Annotated in this window: 14 protein-coding genes; 5 read left to right on the forward strand and 9 right to left on the reverse strand. The window is 47.6% G+C overall.

What is annotated here, in order from left to right; genetic code table 11:
• The coding region (locus AC6R0S_RS05345) for an MATE family efflux transporter (protein WP_500637394.1) at positions 1–971 on the reverse strand (971 nt) is incomplete at its 3' end.
• Between the two features lie 137 nt (positions 972–1,108).
• Between AC6R0S_RS05345 and AC6R0S_RS05350 the strand changes: the two genes are divergently transcribed.
• On the forward strand, positions 1,109–2,062 hold the full coding sequence (locus AC6R0S_RS05350) for a LysR family transcriptional regulator (RefSeq protein WP_500637401.1): 954 nt from the start codon (positions 1,109–1,111) through the stop codon (positions 2,060–2,062).
• An 18-nt stretch (positions 2,063–2,080) separates the two neighbouring features.
• Here the strand turns inward: AC6R0S_RS05350 and AC6R0S_RS05355 are convergent, their stop codons facing one another.
• From AC6R0S_RS05355 to AC6R0S_RS05370, 4 genes are all read right to left on the reverse strand, one after another.
• Positions 2,081–3,037, reverse strand: a complete 957-nt coding sequence (locus tag AC6R0S_RS05355) for an AEC family transporter (RefSeq protein WP_500637395.1) — start codon at positions 3,035–3,037, stop codon at positions 2,081–2,083.
• A 164-nt stretch (positions 3,038–3,201) separates the two neighbouring features.
• Positions 3,202–4,830 (reverse strand): polysaccharide lyase 6 family protein, encoded by a 1,629-nt coding sequence (locus AC6R0S_RS05360; protein WP_500637396.1) that lies wholly within the window; start codon positions 4,828–4,830, stop codon positions 3,202–3,204.
• A 142-nt stretch (positions 4,831–4,972) separates the two neighbouring features.
• Positions 4,973–6,754, reverse strand: a complete 1,782-nt coding sequence (locus AC6R0S_RS05365) for a sodium:solute symporter family transporter (RefSeq protein ID WP_500629362.1) — start codon at positions 6,752–6,754, stop codon at positions 4,973–4,975.
• 509 nt (positions 6,755–7,263) lie between these two features.
• A complete protein-coding gene (locus tag AC6R0S_RS05370) occupies positions 7,264–7,404 on the reverse strand; it encodes a hypothetical protein (protein WP_500637397.1) in 141 nt (46 codons plus the stop codon).
• 326 nt (positions 7,405–7,730) lie between these two features.
• Between AC6R0S_RS05370 and AC6R0S_RS05375 the strand changes: the two genes are divergently transcribed.
• Positions 7,731–7,913 carry a hypothetical protein gene (locus tag AC6R0S_RS05375; RefSeq protein ID WP_500637398.1) on the forward strand — a complete coding sequence of 61 codons (183 nt, stop codon included), beginning with the start codon at positions 7,731–7,733 and terminating at the stop codon, positions 7,911–7,913.
• Positions 7,914–8,482: 569 nt separating this feature from the next.
• A complete protein-coding gene (locus AC6R0S_RS05380) occupies positions 8,483–9,190 on the forward strand; it encodes an oligogalacturonate-specific porin KdgM family protein (protein WP_500632451.1) in 708 nt (235 codons plus the stop codon).
• Between the two features lie 93 nt (positions 9,191–9,283).
• Here the strand turns inward: AC6R0S_RS05380 and AC6R0S_RS05385 are convergent, their stop codons facing one another.
• The 4 genes from AC6R0S_RS05385 to AC6R0S_RS05400 form a co-directional block, all read right to left on the reverse strand.
• Positions 9,284–10,171 (reverse strand): DMT family transporter, encoded by an 888-nt coding sequence (locus tag AC6R0S_RS05385; protein WP_500637399.1) that lies wholly within the window; start codon positions 10,169–10,171, stop codon positions 9,284–9,286.
• Positions 10,172–10,201: 30 nt separating this feature from the next.
• The gene (locus AC6R0S_RS05390; RefSeq protein ID WP_500626930.1) at positions 10,202–10,918 is read right to left on the reverse strand and encodes a 3'-5' exonuclease; all 717 of its coding nucleotides are present in this window, start codon (positions 10,916–10,918) and stop codon (positions 10,202–10,204) included.
• Positions 10,918–12,786, reverse strand: coding sequence for a DUF294 nucleotidyltransferase-like domain-containing protein (locus AC6R0S_RS05395; RefSeq protein ID WP_500637400.1), 1,869 nt, complete (start codon positions 12,784–12,786; stop codon positions 10,918–10,920). Before AC6R0S_RS05395 ends, AC6R0S_RS05390 begins: the two co-directional genes overlap by 1 nt.
• A 209-nt stretch (positions 12,787–12,995) precedes the next feature.
• On the reverse strand, positions 12,996–13,715 hold the full coding sequence (locus AC6R0S_RS05400; protein ID WP_500626929.1) for a FadR/GntR family transcriptional regulator: 720 nt from the start codon (positions 13,713–13,715) through the stop codon (positions 12,996–12,998).
• Between the two features lie 536 nt (positions 13,716–14,251).
• On the opposite strand from AC6R0S_RS05400, the gene AC6R0S_RS05405 reads away from it, so the two are divergent.
• Positions 14,252–14,962 carry a FadR/GntR family transcriptional regulator gene (locus AC6R0S_RS05405; protein ID WP_500629356.1) on the forward strand — a complete coding sequence of 237 codons (711 nt, stop codon included), beginning with the start codon at positions 14,252–14,254 and terminating at the stop codon, positions 14,960–14,962.
• Positions 14,963–15,106: 144 nt separating this feature from the next.
• Positions 15,107–15,651, forward strand: a 545-nt coding sequence (locus AC6R0S_RS05410) for an MATE family efflux transporter (protein WP_500637402.1), incomplete at its 3' end; no start/stop codon positions are given.

Raw genomic sequence — 15,651 nt, forward strand, 5'->3', positions numbered from 1 at the left:
GCCAGAATGACGCTAACCAGGGTGGTGATCGTAAAGCTACGTATGGCGGTTTGTTTAATGCCGCTATAGTTCTGCGCACCAAAATCTTGGCCTACCAGTATCGCGGCGGCTTGGGAGAAGCCGAAATTGACGTTCCATGTAAAGCTCAAGCATTGCAGCAGAATTTGATGCAGTGCAAGAGCACTGATGCTGATGGCGCCTGCCATCAAGGTACCGCCATAGATCAAGCCGTGCTCAAGCAAGGCTGCAATGGCGATAGGCAATCCCATAGAGAGTAGGGGAATCATGAGCTTGAGCGAGTACTCATCACGATTTAGCCAAGGGGCATACGGGCGATATTTTTCGCTGCTAAAGACCCAGTAGCCATAGCCAAGCATAACGCTAAAGGCAGAGAGCGCCGTGCCTGCGCCAAGACCAGCGAGACCAAAATCGAAGGTAAAAGCGAGGAGGTAGCTCATGGGCACATTGAGCGTGACGGTGAGCAGAGACATCACCATGATTGAACGCACATTGCCGAGCGCGCTTGTTAGACCACGCAGTACCAGGAGGATCAAAGAGGGCAGCATCGCCCATTTCAAGGTATTCACGTAAGTCATGGCGAGCTCAACCAGTTCGTTGGGCTGCTTGGCGTAACTCAGTAAATAGGGTACCCATTGGAAGGCGACCATTAATAGCACAGAGAGCGTGAGCGAGAGCAGCACCGCGCCTTTCACTGCGAAGCGAATTTGTTGGTTGCCATACTCCGGGCGCGCAATTCTTTGCCCATAAGCAATCGCAATCAGGTTTGCCACGCATCCAACGGTACTGCTGGCGACGATAAAAACAAACGAGTAGACCGACGCGCCTAAACCGCCAGCGGCGATGGCGGTCATACTCAGGCGTGACATCATCCAGACATCCGTCAATACCAGTGCCATCGCAATCAGTTGCGACACGATAAGGGGCAGCGCCAGTTTTAAAATGGTATTCATAATGTTCTCGATCTTGGCTGTGTGCTGTCACGATTTTGTTCGTGATCTCTATCACGTTAAGTTAGTGGTTGTTGATCTGGTTTTCAAATGACATTTATGTCACTCTGCTATGATCTGAAATCATGCGAGTAAAGAGTGTGCACCCTTACCCGAATCTCCCGTATTCTCATAACGCGCTGAAAGTGTTTGAGTCAGTGGCAAGGTTGATGAGCTTTACCAAAGCGGCGCAAGAGCTGCATGTGACGCAAAGTGCAGTAAGCCGTCAAATCAAGCAACTGGAAGATGATCTCAATTCATCCTTAATTGTTCGTGAGCATCGGGCGATATCATTGACGCCGCGCGGAAAAGAGTTGTTTGAGGTGCTGCGTAAAAACTACCAGTCCCTCTCTCATTTGATCGCATCTTGGCAGGCGCCGACAAGAAAACGAATTGTGATTAAAAGTGCGCTCAGCTACGCAACGCGCGTCTTACTGCCCAAGGTGGAGATGCTCAATCAACGTTACCCCGATCATGAGGTGGTGATCATTCCCTCTATTGAGGAAGACCCAGACTTGAGCCATGAAGATTGCGATCTGCTTATTATCAACACCCAGCGTCGTGAGCAGTATCAGGGTCAGAAAGGGGTGACTTTCCTGCGTGATGAATACATGGCACCTGTCTATGCACAATCGATGTCAGAGCATAGGATCACCCAACAGGATGTACTCAGCTTGCCCCACCTTCATGCCACATTGGAGCATCAAGATTGGAATATCTGGCTGAACAACGCGAGGTTAAATGGCGAGAAACAAGGTCGCGATACCGTGTTCTTTAGTTTGGATTTGGCCCTCAGTGCTTGCTTGTCCGGTCAAGGCGTGACCGTCACGGATTTGTTGTTGGTCTTGCCGGAGCTGCAGCGTGGCTTTTTACAATGCCCCGAAGGGTTGGCGCTGCAACATAGTCATTGGTGTTACTTTTGTTACCGGAATCAAGATGACCCATTAAGTCAAGAAATCTTGGAGTGGCTGGTGGCACAAACAGAGCAAGAGAGGGCACTGCTGCGCCGCCTAGCGCATGAGCACGGTTGGGGATTAGAGAGCGTCACCTTATAAGTCTCATTGGCAACGGCGTTAAAACGCATCAAGGCCAATCAGAATCATGACACCTAGGGTACATGTGAACGTTGAGACGACGGTGGTCAAGGCGATGATGTTGGCAGCAAGTGTTGCGTTACCTCCCATTGAGCGTGCCATTACATAACTGGCGGCGGCCACCGGAGAGGCGTTCATGAAGAACAGTATCCCCAGCTCTACTCCGCGAAATCCCCACCAATAGCCAGCACCTGTGATGGCGATAGGGGCGAGCACCAGTTTGTAGCCGGTCGCAAACCAGGTTGGCTTTTGATCACTCTTCATCGACGAGAGATTGAGCGACCCACCGGTACAGAGCAAGGCCAAAGGGAGTGTCATACGCGCTAAGTAGTCACCTGCGTCAACGGCGACCTTAGGGACGGGAATGGATAATAGATAGAACACCACGCCGGTGACGATAGCGATGATCAGTGGGTTTTTGGTCAGGGTTTTGACCATCACTTTTGCTGCCTGGGTGCCAGACGTCTGCCCGCGAGGGGTTAAGCAAATCACCGCTTGAACGTTATAGATAAAGGTTGTCGCAGCGACGTAGAGCGCGGCTTGTGCGACGCCTTGATCGCCAAAGGCGTTGGCCACATAAGCGATACCTATGATGGCGGTGTTGGCGCGATAGCCACCTTGGACAATCACCCCTTTATCCGCTGAGCCAGCAAAAGCACCGTTGACGGAGAGTGTGGTGAAAATGAAAAATGCCACACTGGCAATGGCACCAAAGCCGATAAATCGCCCGGCTGAGACGAAGTCGTGATCGGAGATGACGATACTCAAAAAGAGCATGGCAGGTAGGCAGACTTGAAACACCAGCTTTGACGCGACATCGATAAAATTGTCGTTGATTAAACCGATGCGCTTAAACGCCACACCCAATACCAGCATCAAGCAAATAGGGCCGGTAATGGAAAGTGAGAACTGTAACTGACTAACAATGGCGTCCATGCGTGATCCGATTATGAAGAAATAAGTGGCGAAGAATCCACAACATAGCGATTAGTTGGCGAGATCACAATAGCGACATCTTACCAAGGTGAAAAACAGTCAAGCCTGGTGTTCTCACCAGGCTTGTTAGGCGCAGCTTGTTTGCTTGAGTGTCTCAATATGGGTTACTTGAGCTTTACCGCATTGATGAGTCGATAGCTCGGTCCTGCGACCTCAGCGGTGATCACGCTCAGCGATTCGACGTTCGCACCTGCACCTTCGTAGGCATAAAAACCACCAATTTGTGTTTTGCTTGGTAGCGTCGCACTGTAATCATTGATCTGTTCTTTAGCCGTGACTGTGCCGGCGTAGAATTCATTGTGATAGGTCGCGTTGACCAGTGGGTGTTCATCAGTCGCTCGTACACTAACAAATTCTGGATTGCGCGTATTGTCTACCACGTTTGAGTCGAAGTCGACATCTACGCCTGTGTAGATAGTATCGACGACGTCATTGTTAAACAGGCTCACGCGGTGCGTTTGATTGCCGTAGACCATACCCCACTCAGTATCCACTAAGGTGTTATGGTGAATCTGAATATTTTTCGGTGTCCACTGCTTGTTGAGCTCTTTGCCTTTGACCGCTTGATCCAGCACTTCACCGTTCGCCACATCAATGATGCCCGTATTGATCACGACACCGCCGCGCAAATCGGCATTGCCCTCTATCAATCCATCACGTCCACGGGTACCTGAGATGTAATTATTGCTGATCACATGGTCTTCGTCATAAATGCGAATGCCGCCAGTCAGCAATTTCTCATTACCGACGATGATGTTGCTGTCGACAGTGTTGGCTTTACCGTGACGCAGCGAGATCAGTGCTGCACTTTCAAAAATGGTATTGCGCGCAATGGTGTTACCGCCAGATTTGATGGAAATCAGCTCTCGCTCACCATCCATATTGATCAGCAGGTTATCGACAAACTGAGAGTTCGAAGGCCACTGAGACGATTTAGAATCACCAATGCGAATCGCTTCCCAGCTATTGCCGTTGTAGCGAATGGCTTCTTTGATATCCAACTCATTGAACTGATTCTGTTGCTGATCGAGGAAAATGTTATGTGCGATCAGGTGGTTATCCGGCGTGTCGTCTTTTTGAACGCCGATTAACGTGCCACGCTTTTGCTTACCTTCAAATTGGTTGTTGATGACTTTACCGTCTTTGCCCCACAGTGATAACCATAGGTACTTCGGGTACTCAGAGCGACGTTCATCTGGCTCATACGCGTAATCATGGTTGAAGTAGTAGAAGGTTGAGTTTTGCAAGGTATTGCGATCGCCCATCATACGCACTGCACCAAAGCGCTCGGCTGGACCACCCTCTGTAAAGACCAGGCCATCAAGAGTGATGTCGTCGCCTTCAAGGACAAATTGCACTAAGCCTGTAAGCCACGCGCTACCTGCTTGCTCTGCGTTGATGGTGATATTGTTGGCAGAAATCGTGACGACACCAAGATCTGCATATTTGCCAGCAGGTAGAGTGACAGTGTCACCATCTGCTGCATTTTCCAGTTGGGCTTTGAGTTTCGCGGTCTCTTGCGCTGAATGTTCAATCAACGCACTGCCGTCAACGATATCGAGTCTCGTTGTTGAAAGAAGGTAGTCTCGGGTCAGTGTATGTGCAGAGATATCCGCCGTGGCGGGTGTGGGTGCATCTAGGGCTAGCTCATTTGATTGTGTGGTCGTGCATGCTGTCAAAGTAACAACAGAAAGAGAGGTGGCAATCACGCCCGCCAGTAGAGTTTTTTTCATTGTTGAACTCGTCTACTTAGGTAAGGAAACATACTCAAAGCGTCTTATGTGATGGAGCAAAATGGGGGTGACACAAAACGCCTTGAGTATGTAAGGCGGCCGAAGCCGCCTTGATTAAGAGAGTTACGCCGAAAGAGAGCGTTTATGCTGTCGCAGATTTTGACTCTTTCTTGTCTTCAATGCTCTGATCGACCGCTTTGACCAGCAGTAGACCAACACCCATGACAATGGCGCCGCAGAGAATAAAGATGAAGCGTCCCCATAGCGGGTTAGGCAGTAAGAACATCGCCATCACACCCACACCCGCTACTGCGATAAGAGAACCCAGCATACGACGTTGTTTGTTGTCGAGTTTCTTCTGTTCCGTTGACTCAGAAACTAGTGGTGTTGCCAAGTTTTCGAAGAATTTGTCGACGTTCTTCTGGCGCTCTTCAGAAAGAGGCTTGTAGAACAGGGTAGTGAGGATAAAGAAGCCGCCTGTAAACACTAGGTGTCCAATCAGACCAATCGCCACTTTCAAGTCAGACCATTCACGACCTGTTAGTGGTTCAAGGTTGAACCAGTTTGCGACCATTTCTGCATTGATCACAAAGCCCACGTAGTAAGAGACGATAGCACCGACAACCAGCGTACCCCAGCCAGCCCAGTCCGGAGTTTTCTTGATAAAGAAGCCAAGGAAAGCAGGGATGGTCATTGGGAAGCCAATCAAAGCACCTACGTACATCATGGTATCAAACAGGCTCAAACCTTTGAGTGAGTTGATAAATAGTGCAACGAGAATGATCGCAATACCGAAGAAGGTAGAAGTCAGTTTCGATACAAGCACCAACTCTTTCTCTGTCGCGTCTTTACGCAAAATCGGTTGGTAGAAGTTCTTAACGAAAATACCAGAGTTGCGGTTGAGGCCAGAGTCCATGGATGACATGGTCGCAGCGAACATCGCCGCAATCAGTAGACCAACCATACCTGCTGGCATGTACTCTTGGACAAAGTAAAGGTAAGCAAAGTCACCCGCTTTCTTGCCTGCTTCAGGGTATTGCATCGCTAGGTCGACACCTTGACCGGCAATAAACCAAGACGGCATGAACCAAATCAGTGGACCCATTGTCATCAAAATGCACGCCAGTAGAGCGGCTTTCTTCGCATTTTTGGAGTCTTTTGCCGCCAAGTAGCGGTAAGAGTTCAACATGTTGTTGGTGATGCTAAACTGCTTGAAGAAGATAAAGAATGCCCAGATACCAAAGATGCTTAGATAGTTGAGGTTGTTACCTGAAACAAACGACGCGCCTTCTTGTACCGGGAAGTTGCTGACGATCTCACTCACGCCGCCACCTTGGATAACCGCTACAACCGCACACGTCACGGTCACAGCCATAATGATCACCATCTGCATGAAGTCAGAGGCAATTACCGCCCAAGAGCCGCCGGTGACCGACATCACCAATACAACCAGACCAGTAATAATAATGGTGGTGGTCATATCAAAGCCGAAAATACCAGAAGCAATGATCGCTAGGCCGTTTAGCCAAATACCGGCTGAAATAACGCTGTTTGGCATACCAGACCAAGTAAAGACTTGCTCGTTGAAGTTACCAAAACGCATGCGAATCGCTTCAATTACCGTAACAACGCGAAGTTGGCGGAATTTCGGTGCAAAGTAGAGGTAGTTCATCAAGTAGCCAAACGCGTTGGCAAGGAAGATAACGGCTACCGCAAAACCGTCTGCGTAGGCTTTACCCGCCGCACCGGTGAAGGTCCAAGCACTGAACTGCGTCATAAACGCGGTCGCGCCGACCATCCACCACAGCATGCTGCCGCCCCCGCGGAAGTAGTCACTGGTGTTACTAGTGAAGGTTCTGAACATCCAACCTATCGCAATCAAGAATAGGAAATAGATGCCAACAATAATTGTATTGAGTTCCATCTTTTGACCTTTGTAATGTTATGTAATGTCACCTCACTATGTTATCTAGCTCTTTGTTTATTTGTACTACAATAACTCAAAAATGTGACCAATGATCGAAGAGTGATGGATTAATAAATCATACAAGTGATCGAGATCGAATCTCTAAATATTCAATGATCGCGATAGAGTTGGAGGTTGCTCCATTGGAGCTAAATTAAAACGGTGTTTTAATTGTATGATTTAAATTAGGGGGGGAATAGGATAAAAAAACGCCCACATATTGCCTGTAATATGTGGGCGCAAACGGTATGGGTACCGTCTGGATAATCACCATCGTCGTTACACTTAAACCAGTGATACACATCAAGACGCAAAGACGGAACGGGGGTGAGCGATGTCCTGTCTTTTGAGCCGTGATTGCAGCACCAGATCTTCGAGCGTTTAAGCTGCCGGAGCGAGGCTGTGTCCAGAAAATATTATTGTTAATTAGGTTGGGAGCGAACTTAAAACTCACTTCGCTGCTTGTTTCACTGAGTAGAGAGCATCGACAATGCCAATAACACCTTCGAAACAAACAGCAATAATACTGTTGCGACCATCAACACACGTGCACTTAATACCAGCGTTCCAATCGAACTTGCTTTGAGCATGGTGGTCAAAGTTTGCATTGTTTGGTCGCTATTCCTGCCTTAGTGCGTTGTTCAGTCGTCTTTTTTGCTAACTGTTCAACATCCAACGCTGCGTATAGTAATGTATGACTATTAAAAATGAAACTGTTTTTTATAAAAATCAAATCAAGCGCACATTTTGTGTTCAGTGACGATTCGCCACTTCTTGTCATCACCCCGTACAATCAGTCATTTAGCAAAATCAAAGCCCAAATGATGAAGGGCCTGTCACTGCTTTGTTACCAAAATCGGAAATGAATCACAGAAACATTTTATTTCCTTACTGGTATTTTAATACTACAAATAAGTGAAAAGCAAGGAAAAACATGAAATTTAATGTGAAACCTCTACGTCTTGCCGCTATCGTGTCGACGGCTCTGTTAAGCAGCCAAGCGTTGTCAGCGAATTTTGTCTTTTTGGATCAGAATGTCATCGAAAAAAATCGCGCCGTTCTCCATTCCCAAGAGGCACCGCATTCGATGAAAGTGGCGTATCAACGTCTACTGTAAGAAGCGGGTCTTGCGATGCAAGATGGGCTTTTTACAGTCGTCGATAAGAGAATGACACCTCCCAAGATGCTCCTCGACGTGTTGAGCGCATGACCCCCTTTACCTCAAAGGCGGCATCGCCACGGGCAACCAGGAGTGGGTCAACCTCGCCAAACAAACGAACTTTGATGCCTATACGGTCAAGAAAAATCTCGCTGAGGTCTGGGCTCAGAGAGATATAGAGTTGCTTTATTCTACCTACTAATCCTTTTAAGGCCTCTTCGGAGGTCTTTTGGTTGCCTCATGTCCAACACTAAGTATGGATAGAGTGAATGAGTGATATGATAATTACTTTTTAAAAGTAATACAAAATAAATTATTTCATTTTGTAAACGACAGCTTTAGATCACACGCTCAACAATAGGTTTTCAAAGTGTTTTTACATAAATCCGTTATAAAACAAAGTATTAAATTTATTCTCTGGATTGGCTTTTAGTTAAAAAACAAACCAGGTGATGAAAGTCACAGAAAGGGATTGTGGTTTTTAGTTATTATATTTGTATTACATTAACACATAATAAGGTCTAAAAATGAAAAAGCTGACTAAAACCTCACTCGCGGTGGCCACTCTATTAGCAACAACTGCGGTATCCGCCACGACGATTAACTTGCGTCACGAATACATTGATCGTGACGATGCGGACTACAGCCATGCAGATCGTATTTCGGTCTCTCACCGTTTTAGCAACGGCATTGGTTTCTCAGCGGAAGCAAAATGGCGCTATCAAGATAGTGATAAACAAAAAGGTCTCATTAACAACGGTCATGAAGTAGGGGTAAGTTACAACCACAAGTTGAATGATACATTCACTCTACAACCTTCCTACGCGGCAGATGCAAGCAACAACGCCAATCAAGTGACACATAAGTTCAACATTCGTGGTATCGCAAAAATTACTGACGAGTGGACCACTAGTCTTCGCTACCGTTATGGTTACCAAGCAAAAGCGAATCGTTCGGATAGTAACGGTCACTACCATCAATATAATCTAGTGAGCAGCTACAACTTAGGTTGGAGCAGCTTTGGCGTCGATTTAGAGTATAAAGATCTACAGAGTGGTGGTTGGAAAAACAAAGGTTCAGATCATCTCGTAAACTTCTTCGGTGAGTACAAAGGTCTGGAAAGTGGTTGGGTACCGTTTGCAGAACTTGGTGTCATCACGACCAAGGACGACGGTTCCGCTTATAAAGAAGATTACACTTTACGTTACCGTGTAGGTGTGAAGTATAGCTTCTAACTCCTCATAGTAGATAGTGAAAAGACCTAGCGTTTGTGCTAGGTCTTTTTGTAGAGAGCCACAATATATCAATGCTTGTCAGGAGTTTGATGCTTACACTTCGGGCTGAGCGGAGGTGACTGTGCGTTTCTTTCCTCTTATCCACCGTTTCCAACGTATTGGCATCATTGGAACAATAATCAGTATTATGCCTAGCGCTGTGAACAAATCAGGGATTTCATCGAACCACATCACGCCAAACAGAGTGACAAAGGCAAGGCCAGAGTATTCGGCGAGCGCGATTTGGCTGGCGGGGGCTCGGCGAAAGGCTTGTACAACAAGGGCATGGTAGCTCAGCACAAACAGGTTGATCGCTACAATCCAGCCTACGTGGTGCCATTCGATAGGTTGCCACTCAAGGTAGGCAATGACGGCGGCGGTGGGTAGAGTCATCAAGGTGGTCCAAAACAGAGTGCACACCAAGGGTTGCTCTTGAGGCATACGTCTGATGAGAATATTCCCCACCCCCATGGCGAGTGCACTGCCTAGCGCGATGATGGCCGCCCAGTGAAAGTGCTCCGGGCGCAAGACAATCAAAACGCCAATAAAGCCCAGTAGCGTGGAAAAAATTTTGCCCGCGGAAGGGCGCTCTCCCAAAAATACGATGGAAAGCGGCAACACTAACAGTGGCCCAACGTAGAAAATCGCATTCGCGGTCGCCAAGGGCAGGTGAGTAATGGCCACCATGGCACATGCGCTTCCCAATAAAATCAATTGTGCGCGCCAAAAGGTAATGCCATCACAGCCCATTAGACGGCGCTGCTTGGGGAATGACCACCAAAAGGGCAGTAGCAGAGTGAGGCTAATCAATTGACGGAGGAAGACATATTGAAATGTCGGGACTTCACCATTGAGGATTTTTAACGATACATCAGACAGTGAAGCGAGTAAGTTTGCGCCAACCAGCAGGAAGATGGCGAACGAGACATCATTTTTTTTCATACAGTGTGTTTAAGGTGCGGGAAAACCGAGTTAATGACTGAGTTTATACAACTGGCTCAGCGTCACCGTCTTGTGGGAAGCGATGCGTTTTTTCTGCGCCAATAAAAGTTCTGCCGTGGCGACCGCATCCGTGAGGGCGTTGTGGGCGAAATATTCGGGTAGTTGATAGCGTTGTCGTGTGGCTGAGAGCGACACGTCGATCTCTTCGTGGTGATTGATCGCTTTTGCCATCTTCTTTTCGATACACAAGGTGTCGAGCCAGGTGAGAGGAAAAGCGTTCAGGCCAAATGATTTAGATAAGTAACGATTGATGAAATTGCTTTCTACCATACAACCGTGCGCGACGAGTATTTTGCCGTGTGCGGCTTCAAAGAAGGTGTTCATCGCATCATGAATCGAAATGCCATCTTCAAGCATTTGTGGCGTAATGTGGTTGATGACTGCTGTCTCGGCTTTGATTTGCGAACGGCTATTAACATAGTAGTGGTGCGCCGAGGTCATATCGATAGACTCGGCGGAGAGCGTGACCCAACCAATCGACAAAATTCTATCTACTTCACTGTCTAAGCCCGTCGTCTCAAGGTCGACAACCAAATAGTCGTAGTCACTTGCAAGCGTCGACAAATTGAGTTCAGGTTGTTTCACCAACGGGTAAAACACATCGGCGAGACGAACATTCGCAAGGTAATGCTCGCGCGCTTTAATGTGATGGGACAGCGGATGGAAATAGCGATTAAAGAGCTGAATCATCGTGAGCCAAACCTTATCTTCGCCCCGTCTTGTAGCTCAGAAACGATACGGAACGCATCTTTTAGGTGATTACGCTCAAAGCTACCGAAGCTGTCTGGGTTGATGTGGTTATCTGCCACCTCACCGCGTTTGAGCGCTTCCACTTGATGGCTAAAGCGAAATGAGAGAATAAACTGATAGGCACGCAAGATGTTCTTATACGAATCTTCACTCATGATGCCTTTTTCAAACGCGGCTTTAAAACGCTCGTCGGTTGCAGAGACATCGGACTCCACTGCTAATCCATAGATACGTGCCAAATCAATGATCAAGTTGATGGCGTATTTCTTAATATTGAGTGTTTTCTTGTTCTCGCCAGATTTTTCTAAAACGAGCTTGTTAAAGATGCCGAGTGGTGGGTTGGTTTGCACCGAATCATTGACGAGGATACTCAAGAAAGCATGGTTATCACGGATGTTGCGATGCAACTCATCACGGAGGATCTGCTCAAACTCTTTGTTGCCGTAGACGGAGCGAATCTCTAAGAACACGCTGATATTCAGCAGCCGCTCATATTCTGGATTCGCGACCCACTTTTTGTAGTAGTGCTTCCAAACGCTCAGCGGCTGGCACCATTTGGGCGTCGCGGCCATGTACTTGCCAGGGCATAAGGGGTAACCACAGCTCGCTAATCCATTGGAGACCATCATCGCCATGTGTTTAAAGTAGATTTTATCACTGTCGGTGGCGTCGTCGGCGAGAACGATCGCACTGTCTTGATCCGACAGCATGTGAACTTCATTACGTGCATGAGACCCGGCCACCAACCAAGAGAACTCACACGGCGGCGGTCCCAATTTGTCGATAGCAATTTGAATCAAACGGCGCGTATAGGCATCCATGATCATTGTCATGACTTTACCGATCACTTCTGGTGCGACATGGCCCTCGACCAGAGCTTCGAAAATTGCTTGTCTTTCCGGTGTGTAACTGGCCAATGTCTTGATACTGCCTGAGTATTTAATCTTTTCAATCAAGAAGATGGCTTGCACGCGGTGGTTTTGCACCAAGTGGGTGGTGGTAAGCAAACCGACCACTTTGTTGCCTTTGACCAAAGGCAGGTTACGGATGTTGAACTGCATCATCATAGAGGCAGCGTGCATCACAAGATCATCTGGGCTGATGGTCAGCGGCGACAGTGTCATGACTTTGGAAATCGGCTCATCGGTGCTGACGTCCTGTGCGATGACGCGTTTGGTCATGTCACGGTCCGTGATGAGACCTACAATTTTTTCGTCCTCGTAGATCACCGCACACGGCGAGCGTTTGATCAGCATCTCTTTGGCAACTTTCTTGATGGAATCTTTAGCATCACCAATCGCAACGCGACCACTGGCAACCTCAGAGACCTTCTTGATAAAGATGCCTTTCTCTTTGTTTGACCACACCACATCTAATGCAGATTTAAGCCGCACTTGAGCTTGGGAAGCAAAGTGCTCTGCGCATTCAGGGTGTGCCTTAAACAGAGCCTTCAGGGCTGAGTGAGGCACGATGTAGAGCAGGGTGTTTTCTAGCGCAATCGCTTTGTAGCCTTTATCGCTGTTACTATCGACATCTTTTGAGAGGAAGGTAAAACCAAAAATATCTTCAGCTTCGAGCTTGGCGCGCAAGACGCCATCTTTTTTACGTTGCTCCATTGAGCCGGTGCGGATCATGTAGAGGGATTTTTCTTTGCCCTCCTTACATAGATCCACGGTGTCTCCTTTGCACAAATAGGTAATCTGAACATTCCCAGCCAATTCACGAACAGCGGTTTTAGGCAGCTTATCAAAAGGGTCAATTTGCGCGATAAATTGGACAATATTGGGCAGTAAAGATTCGGTCATGAGCGATGTGAGTCAACGAGTCAAAATGAATTGTCTTATGATAGCCCCTATTGTTGGGTGAAGTCCAAATTTAAGTCAGATTTTGCCGAAATTTTGGGAGGTTAGGCGAGATAGAAGTGCGCTAGGCTTGCAGTAAGTTGGATGATTTGTGTTGAAAATGACAAAGCCCTCGCATCGGCGAGGGCTTTGAGTTTGATATGTGCTAGTGATCAGTTCACTGCTGCGAGGCGGTGCTTCGAATCTTGCAGGTGAACGATAGACGCTTGACGCGCTTTGTCTGGGTTGCCCGCCATGATCGCATCGTAGATGTGGCGGTGCTCATTGATGCAAGTGCTGCCTTCCTCTGACGAGTGCGCAATAAAGTTGACAAACATGGTGGTCAGAATGTTACCAAAAGGCAGGTAGAAATCATTACCGGTTGCGTTGAAGATCAGGCTGTGGAATCGCGTATCCACTTCCATCCAGCGCTCTTGGTCAAACACGTCAGCTTCGGCAATCTCAACCATCTGTTGGAAGGTCTCAGAAAGTTCAATGCGCTCATCAGCCGACGCATGGATGGCGGCAAGTGCGCACGCTTCGGGTTCAATGGCACGGCGCAGACCCAAGAACTGTGAGCAGAACTGGTCAGTGTCTGTTAGTCCATCCATCCACTCAATCAGTTGAGGGTCGAGGAAGTTCCAGTAGGCACGATTGACCACTCTGGTTCCGACTTTAGGTCGTGACTCAAGCATGCCTTTCGAGGTCAGCAATTTGACGGCTTCGCGCAGGGCAGTGCGGCTGATGCCAAATTGTTCACATAATTCCATCTCACCAGGGAGAATAGAGCCTTGTGCCAATTTGCCAGATAAAATGCCTCGAGCGATTTCTCTCGCGACTTGTACGTGCAGGCTACGTTTTGAACCTGCGATTGAGTTAAAAGCTCCAGTCATCATATTGCTACTTCTTCGACCTGTTTCAATTAAAAATATAAGTATTATTTAAGCCTAAATATAGCACTCTTCTCACCGTTGACCAACCATTGCTTTTGCAAAGCGCGATTGACTCACACTCTTTGTGCCATAAAGGCTCGCGCGATCACTCAAAAGGCTCAATCTAGCACGTAGAGAGGGTCGATTTGTGTCTGTTTTTTGCGCCTTTTTGTGACTAAATGCGTGTTAAATCGGCGCATTATTTCTTGAGTTTGAACTGGTTCACAAATATTAAATGAAACAAGGGTTTATTTTGTTTGGTGATTATTTTGCTGAGAAATTAAGTTGTTAAAAATTGATATTATTGTATTATTAATGGTGTTTGGTGTGTTTTTCTCTCCACGCAATCCTTCGTCTGACCCAAAAGCCGACGCTGACTGGCTTTTTATAATTCAAGCGTTCTTCTCGCTGAGAGTGTTTCGATTATATCATTGTGTCTGTGCTCACTATGGCCTTGTCGTGAACCTGGTCATCATTGGGTGCATCGGGAGTACTGTATGGCGACATTTACCTCAGTCGAGGATTCAAGCCGTAAAATTCACGTTCAAGTCGCGCGGCAGATCGCTCGGCGCATTTTATCGGGGGGATTGCAGCCTCTGGAAAAGTTGCCTTGTGAGCTGGAGATGTGTGACATTTTTGGTGTCAGTCGAACCTCATTACGTGAGTCGATCAAACTTTTGTCCGCCAAAGGACTTATTGAGTCCAAACCCCGGGTAGGAACGCGAGTTCAAGGGCGTAATAATTGGCATTTTCTTGACCCTCAGTTGATGGAATGGATCCAAGATTTAGAGGATAATCAACGTTTTCTTGCGCAGTTCCTCGGACTGAGAAAAGCGATTGAGCCAGAAGCGTGCGCCCTTGCCGCGAAACATGCCTCGGTCGCTCAGCGTAAAGATCTGTCTATTGTGTTTCAGCGCATGACCTTTGCGGCACAGAGCCACAACATGGCGCAGTGGACAGAAAACGATCACTTATTTCACCAACTGATTTTTCAGTCAACAGGTAATCAGTTTTTCTTGCCGTTTAGCAATATCCTCTCCACTATCTTCCGCGAGTTTATTGATGAGTCGGCAGAAGGCGGACGGTTTTGTTTAGCCGAGCACCAACGCATTTACGATGCGATCATGGCAGGAAAATCGGATGCGGCGCGTCTCGCCTCTCAAACGCTACTGAATGATGAGAACCAGCGTTTAGCGCAAGTCGTTTGAAAAAGAATCACCCCAATAACGTCGCTTCGGTGACGTTTTTTCGTTTGTTTAAGCATTGGAAATTGAGTCGTCACCATGACCCTTAACCCTTACGTTCGCAAAAACCTATCGCTTGCTTGGCCCTTAGCACTCAATGCATTGCTGATGCAATCCATGTTGATGATCGACACCTTGTTGGTGTCACCGCTTGGTGAGATATCGCTAGCGGCGATGGGGATCGCGTTTACCATCGTCTCTTTCTTGCTCGGGATTCAAATCTCTCTTGCCAATGGCTCGCAATTGGTGCTCAGTCGCGCGTTTGGCTCTGGTCAAGAGAGTGCGCTGAATAAGGGCTTCTGGGCGGCGATTTTGATTAATGGCTGTATTGCTGTGCTGTTTTTAGCCTTGTTGACGCTCGCAGACAGTGCGCTTATTAGTGCGCTGACCAATGATGACCTTTTAAAGCAAGAAACCGCGCGTTACTTATCGGTGGCGAAGTACATTGTGGTCATCAACGCGGCGACGCAGGTGATGATTGCCCTCTTTAACGCACTGGGGAAAACCAAGTTGCCGTTTAAAGGGTACTTACTTGAAGCGCCCATTAATGTCGCGGTTTCATACGCGATGATTCACGGTATGGGGTCATGGCAAGGCGTTGGGGTACAAGGGGCGGCAATCGGAAGCTTGGTGGCGATTACTGTTCGGCTGCT

This window comes from Vibrio sp. R15-SG3-ISO1B, from assembly GCF_059833835.1.

What these genes read in the sequence shown, in the direction of transcription:
- AC6R0S_RS05355 (WP_500637395.1), bottom strand. Translation starts at nt 3,037, where the DNA reads ATGGACGCCATTGTTAGTCAGTTACAGTTCTCACTTTCCATTACCGGC.
- AC6R0S_RS05360 (WP_500637396.1), bottom strand. Translation starts at nt 4,830, where the DNA reads ATGAAAAAAACTCTACTGGCGGGCGTGATTGCCACCTCTCTTTCTGTT.
- AC6R0S_RS05365 (WP_500629362.1), bottom strand. Translation starts at nt 6,754, where the DNA reads ATGGAACTCAATACAATTATTGTTGGCATCTATTTCCTATTCTTGATT.
- AC6R0S_RS05370 (WP_500637397.1), bottom strand. Translation starts at nt 7,404, where the DNA reads ATGCAAACTTTGACCACCATGCTCAAAGCAAGTTCGATTGGAACGCTG.
- AC6R0S_RS05375 (WP_500637398.1), top strand. Translation starts at nt 7,731, where the DNA reads ATGAAATTTAATGTGAAACCTCTACGTCTTGCCGCTATCGTGTCGACG.
- AC6R0S_RS05380 (WP_500632451.1), top strand. Translation starts at nt 8,483, where the DNA reads ATGAAAAAGCTGACTAAAACCTCACTCGCGGTGGCCACTCTATTAGCA.
- AC6R0S_RS05385 (WP_500637399.1), bottom strand. Translation starts at nt 10,171, where the DNA reads ATGAAAAAAAATGATGTCTCGTTCGCCATCTTCCTGCTGGTTGGCGCA.
- AC6R0S_RS05395 (WP_500637400.1), bottom strand. Translation starts at nt 12,786, where the DNA reads ATGACCGAATCTTTACTGCCCAATATTGTCCAATTTATCGCGCAAATT.
- AC6R0S_RS05400 (WP_500626929.1), bottom strand. Translation starts at nt 13,715, where the DNA reads ATGACTGGAGCTTTTAACTCAATCGCAGGTTCAAAACGTAGCCTGCAC.
- AC6R0S_RS05405 (WP_500629356.1), top strand. Translation starts at nt 14,252, where the DNA reads ATGGCGACATTTACCTCAGTCGAGGATTCAAGCCGTAAAATTCACGTT.